The organism is Rhizobium sp. CAU 1783, from assembly GCF_054551725.1.
Map to the genome: position 1 here is coordinate 81,997 of NZ_JBTOLM010000008.1, position 20,624 is coordinate 102,620.

Annotated in this window: 17 protein-coding genes and 1 riboswitch; of the genes, 3 read left to right on the top strand and 14 right to left on the bottom strand. The window is 62.0% G+C overall.

Annotated elements, in window-relative coordinates; genetic code table 11:
* Nucleotide 1: 1 nt before the first annotated feature.
* The 5 genes from ACX93L_RS21520 to epmA form a co-directional block, all read right to left on the bottom strand.
* A complete protein-coding gene (locus ACX93L_RS21520; RefSeq protein WP_459406753.1) occupies nucleotides 2–910 on the bottom strand; it encodes an amino acid--[acyl-carrier-protein] ligase in 909 nt (302 codons plus the stop codon).
* Nucleotides 911–915: 5 nt separating this feature from the next.
* Nucleotides 916–2,097, bottom strand: coding sequence for an acyl-CoA dehydrogenase family protein (locus ACX93L_RS21525; protein ID WP_459406754.1), 1,182 nt, complete (start codon nucleotides 2,095–2,097; stop codon nucleotides 916–918).
* Nucleotides 2,097–2,348, bottom strand: a complete 252-nt coding sequence (locus ACX93L_RS21530) for an acyl carrier protein (protein ID WP_459406755.1) — start codon at nucleotides 2,346–2,348, stop codon at nucleotides 2,097–2,099. Before ACX93L_RS21530 ends, ACX93L_RS21525 begins: the two co-directional genes overlap by 1 nt.
* A 187-nt stretch (nucleotides 2,349–2,535) precedes the next feature.
* Nucleotides 2,536–3,576 carry a lysine-2,3-aminomutase-like protein gene (locus tag ACX93L_RS21535; RefSeq protein WP_459406756.1) on the bottom strand — a complete coding sequence of 347 codons (1,041 nt, stop codon included), beginning with the start codon at nucleotides 3,574–3,576 and terminating at the stop codon, nucleotides 2,536–2,538.
* Nucleotides 3,573–4,637: an EF-P lysine aminoacylase EpmA gene (epmA, locus tag ACX93L_RS21540; RefSeq protein ID WP_459406757.1), complete on the bottom strand. Its 1,065-nt coding sequence runs from the start codon at nucleotides 4,635–4,637 to the stop codon at nucleotides 3,573–3,575. Before epmA ends, ACX93L_RS21535 begins: the two co-directional genes overlap by 4 nt.
* A gap of 147 nt (nucleotides 4,638–4,784) precedes the next feature.
* On the opposite strand from epmA, the gene efp reads away from it, so the two are divergent.
* On the top strand, nucleotides 4,785–5,354 hold the full coding sequence (gene efp, locus ACX93L_RS21545; RefSeq protein ID WP_459406758.1) for an elongation factor P: 570 nt from the start codon (nucleotides 4,785–4,787) through the stop codon (nucleotides 5,352–5,354).
* 131 nt (nucleotides 5,355–5,485) lie between these two features.
* Here the strand turns inward: efp and ACX93L_RS21550 are convergent, their stop codons facing one another.
* Nucleotides 5,486–6,970, bottom strand: coding sequence for an NAD-dependent succinate-semialdehyde dehydrogenase (locus tag ACX93L_RS21550; protein ID WP_459406759.1), 1,485 nt, complete (start codon nucleotides 6,968–6,970; stop codon nucleotides 5,486–5,488).
* On the bottom strand, nucleotides 6,967–8,253 hold the full coding sequence (locus ACX93L_RS21555; RefSeq protein WP_459406760.1) for a 4-aminobutyrate--2-oxoglutarate transaminase: 1,287 nt from the start codon (nucleotides 8,251–8,253) through the stop codon (nucleotides 6,967–6,969). The genes ACX93L_RS21550 and ACX93L_RS21555 overlap by 4 nt, the downstream gene beginning before the upstream one ends.
* 159 nt (nucleotides 8,254–8,412) lie before the next feature.
* Between ACX93L_RS21555 and ACX93L_RS21560 the strand changes: the two genes are divergently transcribed.
* Nucleotides 8,413–9,243 carry a cupin domain-containing protein gene (locus ACX93L_RS21560; protein ID WP_459406761.1) on the top strand — a complete coding sequence of 277 codons (831 nt, stop codon included), beginning with the start codon at nucleotides 8,413–8,415 and terminating at the stop codon, nucleotides 9,241–9,243.
* A gap of 115 nt (nucleotides 9,244–9,358) precedes the next feature.
* Here the strand turns inward: ACX93L_RS21560 and ACX93L_RS21565 are convergent, their stop codons facing one another.
* From ACX93L_RS21565 to ACX93L_RS21590, 6 genes are all read right to left on the bottom strand, one after another.
* Nucleotides 9,359–10,795, bottom strand: coding sequence for an efflux transporter outer membrane subunit (locus ACX93L_RS21565; protein ID WP_459406762.1), 1,437 nt, complete (start codon nucleotides 10,793–10,795; stop codon nucleotides 9,359–9,361).
* 135 nt (nucleotides 10,796–10,930) lie between these two features.
* Nucleotides 10,931–14,044, bottom strand: coding sequence for an efflux RND transporter permease subunit (locus ACX93L_RS21570; RefSeq protein ID WP_459406763.1), 3,114 nt, complete (start codon nucleotides 14,042–14,044; stop codon nucleotides 10,931–10,933).
* A gap of 41 nt (nucleotides 14,045–14,085) precedes the next feature.
* A complete protein-coding gene (locus ACX93L_RS21575; protein WP_459406764.1) occupies nucleotides 14,086–15,306 on the bottom strand; it encodes an efflux RND transporter periplasmic adaptor subunit in 1,221 nt (406 codons plus the stop codon).
* 158 nt (nucleotides 15,307–15,464) lie between these two features.
* Nucleotides 15,465–16,076 carry a TetR family transcriptional regulator gene (locus ACX93L_RS21580; RefSeq protein ID WP_459406772.1) on the bottom strand — a complete coding sequence of 204 codons (612 nt, stop codon included), beginning with the start codon at nucleotides 16,074–16,076 and terminating at the stop codon, nucleotides 15,465–15,467.
* A gap of 63 nt (nucleotides 16,077–16,139) precedes the next feature.
* Nucleotides 16,140–17,090, bottom strand: coding sequence for a phosphoribosylaminoimidazolesuccinocarboxamide synthase (locus ACX93L_RS21585; protein WP_459406765.1), 951 nt, complete (start codon nucleotides 17,088–17,090; stop codon nucleotides 16,140–16,142).
* A 194-nt stretch (nucleotides 17,091–17,284) separates the two neighbouring features.
* Nucleotides 17,285–17,938, bottom strand: a complete 654-nt coding sequence (locus ACX93L_RS21590; protein ID WP_459406766.1) for an energy-coupling factor ABC transporter permease — start codon at nucleotides 17,936–17,938, stop codon at nucleotides 17,285–17,287.
* Between the two features lie 52 nt (nucleotides 17,939–17,990).
* Nucleotides 17,991–18,205, bottom strand: a riboswitch (cobalamin riboswitch).
* Nucleotides 18,206–18,320: 115 nt separating this feature from the next.
* Here ACX93L_RS21590 and ACX93L_RS21595 point away from each other — a divergent pair.
* Nucleotides 18,321–18,581: a hypothetical protein gene (locus ACX93L_RS21595; protein WP_459406767.1), complete on the top strand. Its 261-nt coding sequence runs from the start codon at nucleotides 18,321–18,323 to the stop codon at nucleotides 18,579–18,581.
* A 67-nt stretch (nucleotides 18,582–18,648) separates the two neighbouring features.
* Here ACX93L_RS21595 and ACX93L_RS21600 read toward each other — a convergent pair whose 3' ends face one another.
* Nucleotides 18,649–20,079 (bottom strand): aldehyde dehydrogenase family protein, encoded by a 1,431-nt coding sequence (locus ACX93L_RS21600; protein ID WP_169594071.1) that lies wholly within the window; start codon nucleotides 20,077–20,079, stop codon nucleotides 18,649–18,651.
* Nucleotides 20,080–20,624 lie beyond the last annotated feature (545 nt).

Below are 20,624 nucleotides of genomic sequence, written 5' to 3' on the forward strand. Positions count from 1 at the left end.
ATCAGCCCCAGAGTGCCTTGCGAACGGAGGCGGGCCACTGGTCGACGTCGAGACCATGATGGTGGAACAGCGCGAGCGCGATGCGCTCGAGGCCGAAGCCGACGCAGGCCGTGTGGGCGACCGAGCCGTCGGCGAGGTTGAGGCCCCACTTGGTGCCGAAGGCATCCTGATGATAGTTGAAGCTCATGCAGGCGGTCGGCTTGGCCACGGAGGTGATCGGGATCAGCAGCTCGAACTTCAGGTTCTGGTCGCGCTGGTTGTTGGCGAGCATCTTGCCGGCACGGCCGAAGAACGGATCGTTGGCGACGTCGATCTCCACCGGCAGGCCCACCTCGGCCATGATCTTCTGGCCGCGATCCATCCAGGTCTGGCGGAAATCGGTGACCTGCTCCTGGCTGCCCATGCAGACATATTCGCGCATGCGGAACAGCTGCTGACGGGCCGGGTCGTTCGACGGCTCGTGACGGAAGCAATAGGACTGCAGGTCGTAGAGGCCGCCCTTTTCCGGCAGGTTGCCGCGCTTGGCGATCGTGGGGTAGAGCGGATAGCAGGCCGCCGGCGTCAGGACGATATCGGTCGCCTTTTGCTCGGCCGTCCAGTCCTCGTTGGCATCCATGCATTTCAGCAGGCCCACATGGTCGAGTTCGTTGCCGCAGAAGCTGTGCACCGTGCCAGCGAGCTGCGGAAAGCTCTTCATGTAACCGCTCTTTTCGAAATAGGCGCGGTTCATGCCCGGCGGAAAGCGGATGGCTTCTGCGCCGTCGGCCGCGCCATAGCGGTCAATGAGCCGCTCGAAGGCGGCGATCACATCTTCGAAGCGGCCGCCGCGACCATAGAGGCCGTCCACACCGGTTTCGATCAACAGGCCGCTCTCGAAGAGGCGGTCCAGAAAGCTCGTCTGCATATCCATCGATCTCACCCCAGCAAACCTGTTTCCTGTTTATGGACGAGCAACATGTTCGACGTGTTCGCGAGAATGCGATCGTTCGAGATCATGAGCTCGGCGGAATGGGCATCGCGGAGATGGCGACCGACACTGTAGGGGGTCCCGTTCTTGTATCCGAGAATGCCGCAGACGCGCATGGCCTGGTTGATGATTGGAAGGATCATCTCGGAGGATGCGATCTTGACGTTGTTCATTGCGACGGCGAAGCCCATGGACGACAGGCGATCCTGATCCTGGCGGGCTTCCTCGAAGGACCGCAGTCCGTTGACGATGTTGGCTCGCACGGCCTGGAGCTGGCTCGACATCTCGGCCAGCTGAACAAGGCCGGGCGGCTGAGTGCCGGGCGCCTTGCGTGCGGCGGCCCGCACGAAGTTCTGAGCGCGGGCGAAGGCGTCCACGGCGATGCCGTACCACAGCGAGCTCCACAGCAGATGGGCGCTGGCCAGCATCGACTGGGCGGCGATTTCGGCGAAGGGCTGGGGCAGGATCTGCTCGGCCGGTGCTTCGCCGCGGAAGATGAAGCCATCCGAGCAGGTGCCGCGCATGCCGAGGGTGTCCCAGGTCTGGGTGTGCTCGAGCGTGTACTGCTCCTTCAGGAAGACGGTCATGACCTGGTCGGACGACGCTGCGTCCTTGTGGCTGCGGGAGGTGATCAGGATTGCGTCGCAGTCGGCGCCGTAGGAGATGACGGTCGCATCCTTCTCAAGGTAGCAGCGGCCGTCCTTGACCTCGATCGCGCAGATGCTGTTGCGCATGTTGCCGCCGATGCCGGCTTCTGTCGTCGCGGAGCCAAGCAACAGCTGCTCGGCGACCACGCGGCGCATGAAGTTGCGGTGCCAGTCCGCCTCGGTGCCATGGCAGACGAGGCTCGATGCCTTGATCTGATGCATGGCAAAGATCATGGCGCTCGAAGCGCAAGACTGTCCGAGGATGGTGCAGACTTCGGCGATCTCCGAGGTGGAGAGGCCTTCGCCGCCGAACTCGACGGGGATCATGATGCCCATCAGCTTCTCGGCCTTCATCGCCTCGATCGCTTCACGGGGGAAGCGCCCGATCTTGTCGACTTCATCCGCATAGGCGGCCGCAACCGTTGCGACGCGCATAGCGCGAGCCTTGAGGCTCTTTTCGACGGATTTGCTCGAGAGGTCCATCAGGCGACCTTCCTGTCCTCGAGAATGGACGTGACCGTGCTTTCGATGGCCGCAATGCTGGCAAAGGACTTGCGGTTCAGCAGGTGGTCCGGAAACTCGATGTCGAAGGCCTCTTCAAGGCCGAGCATGAGTTGTACGGAAGCAAATGAGGAGAGCCCCGCCGCATAGAGATCGGCGTCATTGGCGAGGGTGTCAACGGAAACCGGCAGACCACCGAGTTTCGCCAACAAGGTACGGATCGTTTCGTTCATGTACTTTCCCTTCCCGAATACTATTCTTCCAAAATGTTGGATGATTTCTTAGGCTCGAAAGCATAAGATTCCGCTAAATGCCGTAGTTAAGGAAAACTGAGCGGTTTGACTGAACGCAGATACGCGGCGCAAGAGAGCGCTCCGGAGGTCTCCGAAGTGCGTTCAGGACCGGAATTTCATCGCAGTTTCAGGGATAGGAACGCTCCGCGCCGAGGCGATCGAGGACTGCGTATCGGCCGGGTTCGATCTCGTTCAGGCTGTCGTCGCCGACGGCCACCTTGCCGTGGCCGCCCGGCAGGTCGAGGATGTAAGTCGGGATGCAGAGGCCTGAAACCTTGCTGCGCAGCGCGCGCATGATCGCCTGTCCCTCGGCGATCGTCAGGCGAAAGTGGCTCGTTCCGGGCGCAAGGTCCGGATGGTGCAAATAGTACGGTTTGACCCGGGTCTCGACGAAGGCCCGCATGAGCTCGGCGAGCACGTCCGGTTCGTCGTTGATCCCCTTCAGCAGGACGCTCTGGCTGGCCATCACGACGCCTGCGTCGATCAGACGCGCGCATGCCTGACGGGCCGCAGGGGTCATCTCGCGCGGATGATTGGCATGGAGAGCCACATAGACCGTCTTGCCGCCTTCCTTCAGTGCCTCGATCATATCTGCGCTGATGCGATCGGGGTCCACGACCGGGACCCGGCTGTGGACACGCAGGATCTTCACGTGCGGTATCGTTGCCAGCCTCTTCGTGATCTCTCCCAGACGGCGTGGCGAGAGTACGAGCGGATCTCCACCGGTCAGGATGACCTCCCAGATTTCCGGATGCGCACCGATGTAGTCGAGCGCCTTTTCCAGCGCTGCGGGCGCCAGGTTTCCGTCGCCCTGCGGGCCGACCATCTCGCGACGGAAACAGAAGCGGCAGTAGACGGGGCAGACATGGACCGCCTTCAGGAGGACTCTATCCGGGTAGCGGTGGACGATGCCTTCGACCGGGCTGTGGGCGTGATCCCCGATCGGGTCGGCGCGTTCCTCCGGCGTCTCTCTGAGCTCTTCGGGGCGCGGGACGTATTGCAGTGCGATCGGATCTGTCGGGTCCAGCTTGTCGATCAAGGCAGCGACGGTCGGCGTCAGAGCGACGGCATAGCGCGCGGCAACAGGTTCGATCGCGCCACGGTCTTCCGCAGTGACGAGCCCTGCGCCGACGAGATCGTCGATGCTATGCAGGCTTGACGATCTCACCGGCCCGTCTCCGCGACCGGTGCCCACATCACCTGGTCGATGCGCAGTGCGCCGGTTGCCAGCATGACAAGGCGGTCGAACCCGAGGGCAATGCCGGAGGCATCCGGCATGATCGCCAGCGCGTCGAGGAAGTCCTCGTCGAGCGGATAGGTTTCTCCATAGATGCGCTGCTTCTCCGCCATCTCCGCCTCGAAGCGCCGGCGCTGCTCGTCAGCATCGGTCAGTTCGCCGAAGGCGTTGGCAAGTTCGACGCCGCAGGCATAGAGTTCGAAGCGTTCCGCGACCCTTGGATCCCTTGCGCTGGGGCGGGCAAGGGCGGCCTCGCAGACCGGGTATTCGTCGAGGATCGTCGTGCGGCCGAAACCCAGATGCGGCTCGACCTTTTCGACGATCACGCGGCTGAACAGATCCGCCCAGGTGTCGTCTTCCGCTACGCGGATGCCTGCGTTACGAAGTTCCGCTGCGAGGTGGTTACGGTCGGTCGATCCATTGGCAGAGACGGACGCCAGCAGGTCGATCCCGGCATGGCGATCGAAGGCTTCGGCGACCGAGAGGCGCTCCGGGTCCAGGAAGGGATCGCAGCTCTGACCGCGATAGGTAAAACCGCGCGTCCTCATCGTCTCGGCAGAGAGCGCAAGAAGGGCCGCGCAGTCCCTCATCAGGGCTTCGTAGCTTTCACCGGTGCGATACCATTCGAGCATCGTGAATTCGGGGTGGTGCAGAGGCCCGCGTTCTCGATTGCGGTATACATGGGCAAAACAGGAGATGCGCGGTTCGCCTGCGGCCAGCAGTTTCTTGCAGGCGAACTCCGGCGAGGTGTGGAGGTAGAGCGGAGAGGCGATTCCGTCATTGCCGATCGCCTCGGTCGCGAAGGCATGGAGGTGCGCCTCGTTGCCGGGGGAAACCTGCAGCGTCGCCGTATCGACTTCGATAAAGTCGCGTTCGGCGAAGTATCGGCGGAAGGTCGCCTGGATCGCGTTGCGGCCAAGCAGGAAGGGGCGTCGGTCGGCATGGGCCGACGGCGTCCACCAGGCGGCTGAGGAGCGATGGCGATCGTTCATTCCGGCTTTCTTGGTCCTTGTTGCAACACGGGCTGGCTATTTCGCCGATTTTGGGTTAGTTGCGCCCAGGAAAGTTTCAAAGAAGACGTCGGCTGGGACGGTGTATCGTCCTTTACGACGGGCCTTTTGCAGTTACAAGGAATTCCAATGGTCAAGGTCATCGCCTCTTCGGTCCGCAAGGGCAACGTTCTCGACGTGGACGGCAAGCTCTACGTCGTGCTCACTGCCCAGAACTTCCACCCCGGCAAGGGCACGCCTGTCACCCAGGTCGACATGCGCCGCATCGTCGACGGTGTGAAGGTGTCCGAACGCTGGCGCACGACCGAGCAGGTCGAACGGGCATTCGTCGAAGACCTGAACTTCCAGTTTCTGTACGAGGATGGCGAAGGCTTCCACTTCATGAACCCGGAAAGCTATGACCAGGTCGTCGTCGATGTCGACACCATGGGCGACCAGAAGGCCTATTTGCAGGAAGGCATGACCTGTGTTCTTTCCATCCATGAAGGCGTGCCGCTCGCCGTCGAGCTGCCGCGCCACGTGACTCTGGAAATCACCGAGACCGAGCCGGTCGTCAAGGGGCAGACCGCTTCGTCGTCGTACAAGCCGGCCATGCTGTCGAACGGTATCCGCACGATGGTGCCGCCGCATATCGACGCCGGCACCCGCGTTGTCATCGCGACCGAAGACAACTCCTACGTCGAACGCGCCAAGAACTGATTTCCGGTTCTCTTCCAATCTGACAAGAAGGCCCGGCCGCCGCAGGCGCCGGGCCTTTTTCTTGATGCCGAAGTGCACAAAAAATCCCCGGCGTGAGGGCCGGGGATCCATTCGTTTAATCGGCCTGCGGCTTATTCGATGCCGCCGAGGCACATGTATTTCAGCTCCGTATAGTCATCGATGCCGTATTTCGAGCCCTCGCGGCCGAGGCCGGACTGCTTGATGCCGCCGAAAGGAGCGACTTCGGTCGAGATCAGGCCGGTGTTTATGCCGACCATGCCGTATTCCAGTGCCTCGGCGACGCGGAAGATCTTGGCCACGTCCTTCGAATAGAAATAGGAGGCGAGACCGAACTCGGTGTTGTTGGCGAGTTCAATGACTTCCTCTTCCGTTTCGAACTTGAAGAGCGGTGCGACCGGACCGAAGGTTTCCTCGACGGCGACCTTCATGTCGGAGGTGACGCCGGTCAGGATCGTCGGCTGGAAGAACAGGCCGCCCTGGTCGGCCGGCTTGCCACCGACGGCGATCTTGGCACCCTTGGAGACGGCGTCGGACACATGTTCCGCGACCTTCTTCAGGGCATTGGCGTCGATCAGCGGACCGGTGGTCACGCCTTCCGCGAAGCCGTCACCCACCTTCATCTTGCCGACGCGCTCGGCGAGCTTGGCGGCAAAGGCGTCATAGACGCCCGACTGTACGTAGAGACGGTTGGCGCAAACGCAGGTCTGGCCGGCATTGCGGTACTTCGAGATCATTGCGCCTTCGACAGCGGCGTCGAGATCCGCATCGTCGAAGACGATGAACGGAGCGTTGCCGCCCAGTTCCAGGCCGAGCTTCATGATCTGGTCGGCGCCCTGGCGCATCAGGATGCGGCCCACATTGGTCGAGCCGGTGAATGTCAGCTTGCGGACCTTGTCGTTTTCGCAGAACTCCTTGCCTACCATGGCGGCGTCAGTCGAGGTGACGACCGAGAACACGCCGAGCGGCAGGCCCGCGCGTTCGGCAAGGATGGCTAGCGCCAACGCCGAGAGCGGGGTCTGTGCGGCCGGCTTCGAAACCATGCTGCAACCGACGGCGACGGCGGGAGCCATCTTGCGGGCCAGCATGGCGTTCGGGAAGTTCCACGGCGTGATCGCACCGACCACACCGACGGGCTGGCGGATGACGATCAGCCGCTTGTCTGCCTGATGGCCCGGGATGGTATCGCCATAGACGCGCTTGGCTTCTTCGCCGAACCATTCCACGTAGGATGCGCCATAGAGGATTTCGCCGCGGGCCTCAGGCCAGGGCTTGCCCATTTCCATGGTCAGGATGGTTGCCAGATCGTCTGCATTGGCAACCATCAGATCGTAAAGCTTGCGAAGGATGCCGGCGCGTTCCTTGCCGGTCTTCTTCGCCCATGCCTTCTGAGCCTTGTCTGCTGCTTCAATCGCGCGGGCGACCTCTGCCTTGCCGAGATCCGGCAGAACGGCGATCACGTCGCCGTTTGCAGGGTTGGTGACTTCGAAGGTCTTGCCGGTGTCGGACTTCGCCAGCCACTCGGTGCCGACAAGAGCCTTGTCGGTCGCCAGCGATGCGTCCTTGAGCTTGGATGTGAGAACGGTCGAAATGGTCACTTCTTGGCCTCGCTTGCGCATTCGCGGATGGATGCCTCGATGATGTCGAGCGCTTCGTTGAAGACCTCGTCCTGGATCGTGATCGGCGACAGGAAGCGAATGACGTTGCCGTAGACGCCGCAGGTCAGCAGGATCAGGCCCTTCTCGAGTGCCTTCAGGCGAATTGCGTTGGTGAGGTCCGCGTTCGGCTTGATGGAGCCGGCCTGGCCGAATTCGACGGCGACCATGAAGCCCGGGCCACGGATGTCGGAGATTTCCGGCACGTCGGCGCGAAGGGCTTCAAGGCGCTGCTTCAGGCGGCCACCGAGCTGGTTGGCGCGGTCGCACAGCTTTTCCTCCTCGATGACGTCGAGAACGGCATGGGCCGCGGCGATCGCCAGCGGGTTGCCGGCATAGGTGCCGCCGAGGCCGCCCGGGCCGGGTGCGTCCATCAGTTCGGCGCGGCCGGTGACGGCGGACAGCGGGAAGCCGCCGGCCAGGCTCTTCGCCATCGTCATCAGGTCGGGCTGGACGTCATAGTTTTCCATGCCGAAAACCTTGCCGGTACGGGCAAAGCCGGTCTGGACTTCGTCGGCGATCAGCAGGATGCCATGCTCGTCGCAGAGCTGGCGCACGGCCTTCATCAGCGCGCGCGGCACTTCGTAGAAGCCGCCTTCGCCCTGCACCGGCTCGAGGATAATCGCGGCGACGCGCTTCGGGTCGACGTCAGCCTTGAAGAGCTTGTCGAGAACGTCGAGCGACTCCTCGACGCTGATGCCGTGCAGTTCGATCGGGAAGGGCACGTGGAAGACGTCGCCCATCATCTGGCCGAAGCCGACCTTGTAGGGAACGACCTTGCCGGTCAGCGCCATGCCCATGAAGGTTCGGCCGTGGAAGGCGCCGGTGAAGGCGATAACGGCCGAGCGGCCGGTAGCGCAACGCGCGATCTTGACGGCGTTCTCGACGGCTTCAGCGCCCGTGGTCGCGAAAATCGTCTTCTTCGGGCCGGCGATCGGAACCATCTTGTTCAGACGCTCGGCGAGCGCGACATAGTTCTCGTAGGGCATGACCTGATGGCAGGTGTGGGTGAAGCAGTCGAGCTGCTTCTTCACGGCGTCGATGACCTTCGGGTGGCGATGGCCGGTGTTGAGAACCGCGATACCGCCGGCGAAGTCGATGTAGCGGCGGCCCTCGACGTCCCATACCTCGGCGTTCTCCGCCTTGGCGGCGTATACCTGAGTGGTCATGCCGACGCCACGCGAGATGGCATCGTTCTTGCGAACTGCGATTTCGGAGTTCTTCATTCTCAAATTCCTCTGGTAAGCGGTTGACCCTCGGCGTCGGCCATTCTTGTTCGATCGCAAGGCTGCAATATTTCCTACATTTTTTCTGTAGACTTGCAATATGGTTTGTCGCAATTATCACGCATGGCGATGACATCGCGCTGACAGGGTTCGGTCCTCATGGATGATATCCGTTTCAAGATTGCCGAAGCCGCCAGAATGGCGGGGGTTTCTCCCTCGACCTTGAGGTTATGGGAAACACAGGACCTGATCCAGCCGATCCGCACCCCGTCGGGGCAGCGGCTCTATGATCGCGCTCTGGTCGAGCGTCTGAAGACGATCGCCTGGCTGCGCAGCGAAAAGGGCCTGAACCCCGTCGCGATCCGCGAGAATTTGCGCGATGAAGGGACTGCTGAAACGCCGCCGGGTGCCCAGGCCGGCCCGGAGGATAACACCGATGCTGCCGAGACCCCTGTCGGACTGAAGGTCCGACGGCTCAGGCGAGACGCGGGGAAGACGCTCGAAGCGGTCGCGCAGGCGACAGGAGTGTCGTTTTCCCAGCTTTCCACGTTCGAGCGAACTTCGCAGGGGCTTTCCTTCACGGCTCTGCACGGCGTCGCCGCCTTTCTCGGTACGACGATCGCGTCCCTGAGTGGTCAGGAGCGGGGGAAGGGCAAGGAGTCGTTGATCCGGGATGGGAAGTGGCCCACATGGCCGACCACGTCATCCGGTGTTGCGATCCAGGTCCTCGCGGAGGGACGAAACCAGATGGAATGCAACCGCTTCCAGTTGGCTCCGGGTGCTTCCAGCGAAGGCGCCTATCAGCATGAGGGCGAGGAGTTCATGTATGTGCTGTCGGGCAGCCTGGAGATCATCCTCGACGGTGACCAGTTCTTCGAGCTGAATGCCGGTGACAGTTTCTACTTCGAAAGCCGGCGGCCCCATTCCTGGCATAACCGGTCCGATGGCGAGACGGTGCTCATCTGGATCAACACGCCGGCCACCTTCTGACGACTCTATCCCTGCCGCGAGCCGGTGTTCTCCATCAACTCGTCTGCAGCCACGAAAAAACCCGGCAACCTTTCGGTGCCGGGTCTGATCTCTTGAGCGATGCTCGACGTGTGCATCACATGTTCTTGGCGACCTTGGTGCCGCTGGTGCCCTTGGTGTCGAAGGCGTAACCGCCGCCGATCGCCACGTTGAGCGCAACGTAGTCGGCCGCCATCTGCTGCACGGCAGCCGCGAGGCTCGCCTGGGCGGAGGAAACCGAGCGCTGTGCGTCCAGGACGTCGAGCAGCGAAGACGCGCCATCCTTGTAGCTTGCCGTCGAGAGAGACAGCGCCTCTTCGTAGGAGCGAACGGTCGCCCGCAGGGCATTTACCGTCTGGCTGTCGCGATTGACGGCGGCCAATGCGTTCTCGACTTCCTCGACTGCATTCAGAACGGCGGCCTTCCAAGCGATGTACTGGACGCGGGCCGTGGAGTTGGCGATGTCGACATTGGCCTTCAGGCGCCCGCCGTCGAAGATCGGCAGGGTAAGGCTCGGGCCGAAGGACCAGGAGGTCAAGCTGCCCGTCAGGCCCTTCGTCGCGACGAAGGACGGAGAGATCGTGCCGCCGAGGGTGATCGACGGGTAGAGCTGCGCTTCGGCGACGCCGATTTCGGCCGTCGCGGCGGCCAGATCGCGTTCGGCCTTGCGGATGTCGGGGCGGTTGCGGATCAGGTCGGCCGGAACGCCTGCATTGACGCTGCGGCGGGCGATCGGCTGCGGAGAGCCCTTCTGCAGGTCGCTGATCAGAGCCGAAGCCGGCAGGCCGAGCAGGGTCGCGATGTGATGCGCCGACTTGCGGAAGTTGGTTTCCAGGCCCGGCAGGTCCGCCAGCGTCTGGTTGACGAGGCCTTCAGACTGCACGACGTCAAGGCGCGATGCCGCACCGGCTTCGAGCTGAAGCTTGGTCAGTTCCAGTGTTTCGCGACGCGAAGCGAGGTTCTTCTTCGCGATGGCAATGCGCTCCTGATAGTAGCGCGCATTGATGTAGGACGTGACGAGATCCGACAGATAGGAAAGCTTGGCGACGTCGGCGCTGGCATAGGCGGCGTCGAGCGAGGCGGCAGCGCCCTCCTTGGCACGGCGATACTGACCGAAGAGGTCGAGCAGCCACGAGACGCCGAGGCCGCCGCTGCTGGTCGAGGTCGTGTCCGTGGTGCGGCTCTCATAGTCGCGCGTGCCGGTCGTGCGGCTGACCGATTCTTCGGCCGAGAGGTTCAGAGACGGAAGGGCGCCCGCTCCGGCGACGACGACGTTCGCTTCCGCAGAGGTGATGCGCTCGAGCGCCTGAAGGACATCAAGGTTCTCGGACAGGCCCTTTTCGACCAGGCCATCGAGGCGGCGATCGTTGAATGCCGTCCACCATGGTGCCAGCGACACGTCGCCCGCGCTCTTCTTGCCGCCCTCGGCGAACTTGTCCGGAAGCGGGGTCTGCGGCGGCGTGTGATCCGGACCGGTGACGCAACCCGAGAGCAGCAGCAGTGCTAGAGGGGCGGCTACGCGAATGGATACCATCATATTATCCTAATTATCTTGCTCGGTTTGCGTCGCGCGGCAGGCGTGTCGTCATGTCGTCCTGCCGCTTCGCCTGTCGTTCCATGAGGAATCAACTATGGTAAATATCTGATTAACGTAAAGAGTGACAGGTCATCATGACAGTGCTTCTTTCGGTTTTGCACGGGTTGTAAGCTTCCTGATGATCACGAAGAAGGACGGCACGAAGAAGATCCCGAGAAGGGTGGCCGCCAGCATACCGCCGAGGACGCCGATGCCGATCGAGTTCTGGGCCGCAGAGCCCGCTCCCGTCGCAATGGCGAGCGGTACGACGCCGAGGATGAAGGCAAGCGAGGTCATGATGATCGGGCGCAGCCGAAGACGAGCCGCTTCGAGCGTCGCGTCGAGCAGGCTTGCTCCCTGATCCTGCCGGTCGCGGGCGAATTCGACGATCAGGATCGCGTTCTTCGCCGCCAGGCCGATCGTGGTGAGAAGGCCGACCTTGAAGTAGACGTCATTGGCCTGTCCGAAGAGGTTGGCCGCGGCGACCGCCCCGAGCACCCCGACCGGAACCGCCATGATGACGGAGAACGGAACCGACCAGCTTTCATAGAGGGCGGCAAGGCACAGGAAGACGATCAGGACCGACAGGGCGTAGAGCATCGGGGCTTGCGAACCCGAAAGCCGTTCCTGGTAGGAGATACCCTGCCAGGCGACGGTGTAGCCACCGTTCATCTGGGACGTCAGGGTTTCCATCGTGTCCATGGCGGTGCCCGAGCTCACGCCGGCGCCGGCGGCGCCGTCAAGCGAAATGGCGCTGACGCCGTTGAAGCGCGAGAGGGTCGGTGCGCCACTCACCCATTCGACGTTGCTGAACGAGGAGAACGGCATCATCTCGCCGTCGCCATTGCGGGCGAACCACTGGTTGATGGCGTCTGCCTGCATGCGGTAGGGCGCATCACCCTGGACATAGACCGGCTTCAGTTCGCTGTTGAGGGTGAAATCGTTGACGTCGCGCCCGGCGAAGATCGTCGAGAGCATCGAGTTCACCGTGGCGATATCGAGACCCATTGCGCCCATCTTCTCCTGGTCGAGGAGAATCTTGAGCTGGCTTTCGGCATCAGGATTGTTGGAGCGCAGCGAGCTGACGTTGGGGTTCGAGTTGCCCATCTGAAGCAACTGCTTCGAAGCGGTCGTCAGCGCATCGGTGCCGTTCTTGCCGCTGTCGACCAGATACATGGAGAAGCCGCTCGATGTGCCGAGACCCGGGATTGCCGGTGGCTGGAGCGGAAATACCATGGCGTCACGCAGCGTGAAGAAATAACCCATTGCACGCTGCACGATTGCGCCCGCCGCAAGCTCGGGCTTGGTGCGTTCGTCGAAGTCCTTCAGCTTGGCGAAGACCATTGCGTAGTTCTGGCCCTGGCCTGTGAAGCTGAAACCCGAAACGGCAAAGACGTCCTGGATCGCTTCCTTCTCGTGCTCGAGATAGTAGTCCTCAATCTTCTTGATGACTTCCTCGGTGCGGGCCGTGGTGGCGCCGTTCGGAAGCTGAACGATGGTCATCAGCACGCCCTGGTCTTCCTGCGGGAGGAAGGAGCTCGGAAGGCGGGCGAAGAACCAGGCCACACCGCCGATGACAATCGCGAACATCAGCATGACTCGGAGCGGACGATTGAGCAGGTAACCGATGCTCGACACGTAACCCTTGGTGGTCCGGTCGAAGTTGCGGTTGAACCAGGCGCCGGGACCGCGCTTTTCCTTTTCGTGATCGATCGGCTTCAGCATGGTGGCGCAGAGTGCCGGTGTAAGCACGACGGCGACGAGAGCCGACAACAGCATCGCCGAGACGATGGTGATGGAGAACTGCCGATAGATGATGCCGGTAGAGCCGCCGAAGAAGGCCATCGGGATGAACACGGCGGTCAGGACGAGCGCGATGCCGATGATGGCGCCGGTGATTTCGCCCATCGACTTTTCCGTCGCCTCCATCGGCGACAGTCCTTCCTCGGACATGATGCGCTCGACGTTCTCAACGACGACGATGGCATCGTCAACGAGGAGGCCGATCGCCAAAACCATGGCAAACATGGTCAGCGTGTTGATCGAGTATCCCGTCAAGGCGAGGATGCCGAAGGTGCCAAGCAGGACGACCGGCACGGCGATCATCGGGATGAAGGTCGCGCGCAGGTTCTGCAGGAAGATCAGCAGGACGAAGAAGACCAGGACGATCGCTTCGATGAGGGTGTGAACCACCTTCTCGATCGAGAGCTGAACGAAAGGCGTCGTATCATAGGGGTAGGTGATGATCACGTTTTCCGGCAGCGATGGTGCGATCGCGGCAAGCGCCGTCTTCACGCGATCGGCCGTGTCCAGCGCGTTGGCGCCGGTGGCGAGGTTCACGGCAAAGCCGGTCGCCGGGTTGCGGTTGGCGCGGGTGTTGGTGCCATAGCTTTCCTGGCCGATCTCGATGCGGGCTACATCACTCAGGCGAACAGTCGCACCGTCGGTTTCGACCTTGAGGATGATGGATTCGAAGTCGGAAACGGTCTGCAGCTGGCTCTGGGCCGTAACGGTGACATTCAGTTGCTGGCCTTCGACGACCGGCTGGCCGCCGATCGAACCGACAGACACCTGGGTGTTCTGCGCCTGAATGGCGGCGGTGACGTCGGTCGGCGTCAGCTGGAACTTGTTGAGCTTGAAGGGGTCGAGCCAGACGCGCATGGCGTAGCCGGTGCCGAACACCTCGATGCTGCCGACGCCTTCGAGGCGCTTGATCTGGTCTTCGATCTGGGTCGCGAAGATGTCGCCGAGTTCGACGGGTTGGCGCTTGGCATCCGTGGAGACCAGTGCGCCGACGAGCAGGATGCTCGAGGTTGAACGGGTAACGGAGATACCGGCCGACTGAACGATGTCGGGGAGCTGCGACTGGACGAGCTGCAGCTTGTTCTGGACCTGAACCTGGGCGATGTCCGGCTCGATGCTGTTGCCGAAGGTCAGCGTGACCGAGGCTTGCCCGGTGCTTGACGACGAGGTCATGTAGCTCAGGTCATCGAGACCCGTCATGCCGTCCTCGATGATCGAGGTTACTGACTTCTCGACGGTTTCGGCGCTTGCGCCGCTGTAGGATGCGCTGATGCGAACGGTGGTCGGTGCGATGTCCGGATATTGCGAGATGGAGAGCGTCGAGATTGCGAGCGCGCCGCCCAGCATGATGACGATCGCGATCACCCATGCGAAAATCGGACGGTGGATGAAGAACTTGGCCATGGATTACCCCTTAGCGCCTTTGTACTGCCTGCCGAGCCCGTTCAGGGCTTCGCGGCCGGCGCTGCGTCCTGCGCCTTCGGCGCTTCGACGACGAAACCGCTCGCATCCACGGTCGCCTCGACCGGGGCGACCGTCGCACCATCGCCAATCCACTGGAAACCATCGACGATCAGCTTGTCGCCATCTGCGATGCCTTCCGTGACGAGCCAGGAATTGCCGGAAATGTGGCTGTTGACGAAGGTCCGGGTTTCAACCTTGTTCTCCGCCGTCACGAACTTCGCCGTCAGTTCGCCGCGGGCGTTGCGGGTCGCGGCGCGCTGCGGGATCAGGTAGCCGTCCTCGCTGCCGACGGTGACGCTCGCGCGAACATACATGCCGGGAAGGATCAGATTGTCCGGATTGTCGAAGACTGCGCGGATCGAGTAGGTGCCGGTCGTTTCGCTGACGGCCATTTCAGACATGTCGAGCTTGCCGGCATGCGGATACTCGATGCCATCTTCCAGCGTCAGGCGGATGTCGGCCGTTGCGTCATTCTCGTTCTTGTTCATCCGGCCTGCGGCGATCTCTTGGCGCAGACGAAGCAGGTTGGCGCTCGATTCCGTGAGGTCGATATAGATCGGGTCAAGGCGGCGCAGCGTCATCAGTGCATCAGACTGATTGGCCGTCACGACGTTGCCGATCGAGAATTTCGACGTGTTCGTCACGCCCTCGAAGGGCGCGGTGATCTCGGTGAGGTCGAGGTTGATCTGGGACACGTTCAGCGCAGCCCGTGCCTGCGCCACGTCGGCGCGCGCCTGAAGCAGCGTCACCTTGGCGTTCTCGAACTCGATCTGGGTGGCGCCACTGTTCACGAGACGCTCGTAGCGGGCAAGGTTCGCCTCGGCACTCGGCACACTTGCTTCGGCCTTGGCCAGGCTTGCCTTGGCCTGGGCGACCTCGGCCTGATAGGTGTCGTCCTCAATCTTGTAGAGTAGGTCGCCGGCCTTCACCTCGCTGCCTTCCTTGAAGGCGATTTCCTTGATGATGCCGCTGACGCGCGGGCGGATTTCTGCGACCTGGAATGCGGATGCTCGGCCCGGCAGAAGCGTGGTGAGCGGCTGGGTAGCCTTCTTCAGCACAACGACGCTGACGGGTGATGGCGGGCGCTCTGCACCGGCTCCGGCACCTGCCGCACCATTGCCGGCCGTTCCGGCATCGTTGCAGCCGGCCAGGACGGCGGAGAGGAGCAGGAGGGCCGAGGTCAGCTTGATGTGTCTATTCATTGTTTTTTCCGGGTCATCAATGTGGCGGGTGATCCAGCGGGACAATAAACCGGTTCTGCTTCAAAATTAACTCATGTTAATTCGCAGCGAGCCGGCCGACGGCGGATCGGAAGAATTGCAAAATGTGAATTCCGGTTAGTGACGTATGAAAGAAATCGTCACTTTGCAAGCGGACTTTGCAGTGCGGCATTGATCAGCGCCACGACATCTTCGCAGCGTGTTGCCAATATGTCAGCCTTCTCGTTCGCGATCATGACGGGATGGAGAACACAGGCGAGGGCCAGGAAGGCCGCATTGGCCGCCCTGTGGCTGTCGGTGACCTTGTAGATACCTTCGGCAATGCCGGCGTCGACGATGGTGGCGAGGTCGGCCAGCAACATGTCCCGATAGCGGTGACCGCATTGGAGGTCGTCCTTGGCCGTCAGGACGACCATCTCGAATATGTGCGGGTTCTCAGCCAGATCCCGCAGATGACTCTGCATGAGATGCTTGACGAACTCGAGTAGCTGGAGCGGCGCCGGCTTCTCCGTGTCATGACCGCCAAGGCGGGCGATCATCTTCTCGATATGACGGGCCGAAATGGCGTCTACCAGGCTCGTCTTCGAATGAAAATGCTTGAAGATATTGGCTGGCGACATGCCGAGTGCGGTTGCGATGTCGGCGATCGCCACGCTGGAATAGCCACGGGTGCGAAAAAGATGCTCGGCCGTGTTGAGGATGTCCTCGCGAGTCTCGCCGGCCGGTCGGCGCGGACGCCGTGTCGGGCGCACCCCGGGGCAGGCGCGTTCGACTTCCGCTGACCGAAGACCTTTCTGCGAGGCTGGCACTTGGTATCAACTCCCCGGGAAATAGGCGGCGAGGTTCGCCTTGACGCGCTCGCGCGGTGTTGCTTCCCGATCGTCCGGCACAAACTTGCGGCCGGTGATCGTCTCGTAGGCCCTTATATAGACCTTTGAGGTCTCCTCGACCAGTTCGACCGGGATTTCCGGAATCTCATCCTTGTAAGGGTCGCAGCGTTCCGCCACCCAGGCGCGCACGAAATCCTTGTCGAAGCTCGCCGGGCGTTGGCCCTTCTCGAAGCTTTCCGGATAGCTGTCGGCCAGCCAGTAACGGCTGCTGTCCGGGGTGTGGATCTCGTCCGCCAGCAGGATGTTGCCGTCTGCGTCGCTGCCGAACTCGTACTTGGTGTCGACGAGGATCAGACCGCGTTCGGCTGCGAGTTTCTGGCCGCGGGCGAAGAGGGCCAGCGCATAGCGTGAGACGGTGTCCCATTGTTCTTGCGTCAGAAGGCCTTCAGAGACGATCTGGGTGGCACTCAGCGGCTCGTCATGCCCACCGTCGAAGGCCTTGCTGGTCGGGGTGATGATGGGGTCGGGCAAGACCTGGTTGTCGCGCAGGCCATCCGGCAAGGTAATGCCGTACATGCTGCGCTCGCCCTTCTTGTAGAGCGTAAGAATCGAGGTGCCGGTGGTGCCGGCAAGATAGCCGCGCACGACGATCTCGACGGGAAGGATGTCGAGCCGCTTGCCGACGACGACGTTGGGATCCGGATAGTCGATGACGTGGTTCGGGCAGATGTCGGCCGTTTCCTCGAACCAGTAGCGGGCAGTCTGGGTTAGGACCTGGCCCTTGTAGGGAATGCAGGTGAGGATCCGATCGAAGGCACTGAGCCTGTCCGTGGAAATGATGATCCGGCGACCGTCGGGCAGGTCATAGTTCTCCCGCACCTTGCCGCGGTAGTAGTTCGGCAGTTCGGGAAAGTGAGCTTCGGACAGAATGCGCAACGGCGTTACCCTTTGGTGAGCGGGTCGAAACGGCAGGCGAGCCAACCGGACCGTGGTTTTTAACCGACCGCATGTCAAGCGCTGCCGGCTTCTGAGAGGCCGGTAGCGCAAGCGGCGGGCTTTTTCAAAGAAAAAAGCGCGGGCCACGGCCCGCGCTTCGTCTTCTCCGCCTCTTGCGGTTTGACTGCGCCCGATCAGGCGAAGGTCAGGCGGTTCACTTCCGTCATGTTGGCGACGATGCCGTTCGAACGCATCTTGCGGATCAAGGTGACCGCTGCGAATGTGATGAAGGCCTCGACGACGAAGACCGGGAAATAGGCAGCAACCCAGGTGGCCCAGTCGGTGACGGCAAAGCTGTCGTTCGAGATCATCAGCCAGAAGCCGACCATTGCGGATACGCCGGCATAATAGACCGCATCGATGCGCAGGACCTTGCCGAGGCTGAAGCGGTCCTTGAGGTCGGCGTCGAACAGCCGGCGCCCGAAGCTGTAGTGAACTGCAATCATCGGCAGCATCAGGGAGAGCGCATTGACGCCAAGATGGGGAATGTCACCCGGCTCGAACAGGAAGGCCTGCAGCACGAGGCCGAACGCGAAACCGAGTATGGCCGGGGCAAAACCGAACAGCATGTAGATGGTGGTCGCACCGATGAGGTGCAGTTCGGATGGGCCGACAGGCAGGTGCCAGATCTGCATCATCGCGGAAAAGCCGACGGCCGCGAGCGCTGCCTTCGGAATGTTGAGCGGGTTCCTGACGATTGCCGGAACCTGGGAGGCCACAACGGCGAGGGCGGCCGCATTTGCCAGGGCAAGGCGGATCGGGTCGATAATTCCAACTTCAATATGCATTTGTCATTCCTTTCGTCCGCGCCCACCGCGCGGTCTTTCGAGAGATGCCACGCTCGTGGCTCAGGTGATGGCAGGTCTCCTGGCTTGCGGGTCTTCGCTCTCGGTCCGCCTTATCAGCCCTCTGGCCAATGGCATTCTGGACGTCGCTCGCCGCTCACAGTTGCGGGGGCAGCCACGGTTTCGGCCCCTGATGGGTAGTCCTCACCGTATTCCCTCTTCGTCCACCTCGCCGTTCGGGTCGGTGGAACCATCACGAACACACTATTAGGACTGCAGCACGGCGCCTGTCCAGAAGCGCCATCCGCCATGTCGCGATTGTTGTTTGGCGTTCCTGACGAATGTCATTTTGCCGCATTGCGGCAGCCGCAACCGGTCGCTAGGGGTGACAAATATCAAGAACTGGGTGCTGCCCGGAAAGGACGATGCGATGATTGCGAGGATGATCTATCACGTGCCGGTGTTCGGCTGGATGCTGAAGGAGGCCGTGAGTGGCCCGACCACCGCCAAGGTGCTCTTCATCGTCAACCTTCTGCTGTTGTGGCTTCTTGCGATATTCGCCTTCGGCTATCCTGCGATTATCATTCCGGCGCTTGTGGCCGTGCCGACCATGTTCGTCATCCTGATCCTGATCACCAACGGCTGAAAGACAAACGGGCCGGAGTTCCGGCCCGTTTCGCATTCGAATGAAGTCCGTCTTGTCGCGGTGGCGATCAGGCCAGCGTGTACTGGGTCTTGACCGTGGTGAAGAATTCCGCGGCGTAACGGCCCTGTTCGCGCGGGCCGAAGGACGATCCCTTGCGGCCGCCGAACGGAACGTGGAAGTCGACGCCCGCCGTCGGGAGATTGACCATCACCATGCCGGCCTCGGCGTTGCGGCGGAAATGGGTCGCATGCTTGAGGCTGGTGGTGGCGATGCCCGACGAGAGACCGAACGGGGTGTCGTTGGCGACCGAAAGCGCTTCCTCGTAGTTCTTGACGCGGATGACGGACGCGACCGGTCCGAAGATCTCCTCGCGTGAAATGCGCATCTGGTTGCTGGCTTCGGTGAAGAGCGCCGGCTGGAGATAGAAACCGGGCGTTTCGCGGTTGAGGCGTTCCCCGCCAAAGGCGAGCTTTGCGCCCTCCGAGCGACCGATGTCGATATAGTCGATGTCCTGCATCAACTGGCGTTCGTCGACCACCGGGCCGATATGGGTGCCGGCCTTCAGGGCATTGTCCACCGTCACCGACTTCAGGCGCTCGACAAGGGCGGCGACGAAGCGGTCATGGATGCCTTCGGTGACGATCAGGCGCGAAGATGCGGTGCAGCGCTGACCGGTCGAGAAGAAGCAGGAGTTGAGCGAGGCCTCGACTGCAACGGAAAGGTCGGCGTCGTCGAGAATGACGAAGGGGTTCTTGCCGCCCATTTCCAGCTGATACTTGCGGCCATGTTCGATCGAGGAAAGAGCAACGCGCTTGCCGGTGCCGACCGAACCGGTGAAGCTGATGCCGGCGAGATCCGGGCTGTCGAGCATGACCTGACCGATGACCGAGCCCTTGCCCATCACGAGGTTGAAGACGCCCTTCGGCAGTCCGGCACGATGAAGGATGTCGGCGATCGCCCAGGCGCAACCCGGAACCAGTTCGGCCGGCTTCAGAACGACGGTGTTGCCGTAGCAGAGGGCCGGCGCGATCTTCCAGGCGGGGATTGCGATCGGAAAGTTCCACGGCGTGATGAGGCCGATCGGACCGATCGGTTCGCGGGTGATCTCGACGCCGATGCCGGGGCGCACTGAGGGGAGGCTCTCGCCGGCAAGCCGCAGGCATTCGCCAGCAAAGAAGTCGAAGATCTGCGCGGCGCGGATGGTTTCGCCGATCGCTTCCGGCAGCGTCTTGCCTTCCTCTCGGGCGAGCAGCGTGCCGAGTTCTTCCTTGCGGGCGAGGATCTCGTCGCCGGTCTTCTTCAGGATGGCATGACGCTCCAGGATGCCGGACCGCGACCAGGCGGGGAACGCGGCCTTGGCCGCGGCAATGGCGGCCCGCATGTCGTCCGGCGTGCCCTGTGCATAGAGGCCGACCACATCATTGGTGTCGGAGGGGCTACGGTTTTCGGAAGCGTTGCCGCCGACCCATTCGCCGGCGATGAGATTGTTGAATGTCATGGGAGTATCCTTCCGATCTGTGGTGTTTCGGCGAGAGCCGCGTGGGCCGCACCTGAGAATTCTGGTCCGGGCGGCAAATTGTCAGGCCGGGCGTGAGTTGGCAAGGCTGATATATCTGCCTGGCGCTCCTGATCATGCCGCTCTCCCTATATATGCCTATATATAGTCGAAGTCCGTGGCGGCGACCGGCGGCGACCAGAGAGAGCCCAGTGGCATTCGTTTCCCGGTCAGCGTGCGGTGCCCGATGGCACTCAGAGCGGGGCACTGCCGTCTTGATGATGCTGTCTCGGCCGAAAAGAGGGCCTTTGGCCCCTCTGTCGAGGTCGCATTCGAACGAATTTCGAAATAGCTGAATAAATTCATGGCCTTGTAGAAAAAGACAGTTTTTTGACAAAAGGCTGTTGACTGCCGGAAGAAGCGATTCTATAACCCCGCTCACTGACGAGGGCGGCGGCGCTGCTGGCGACGAAGTCCTTCGTTCTAGAGAAACTCTTCTAAATTGGCTGCGATGCTGATTGGGAAGCCGGGCTTTAGGGTTTGGCGGG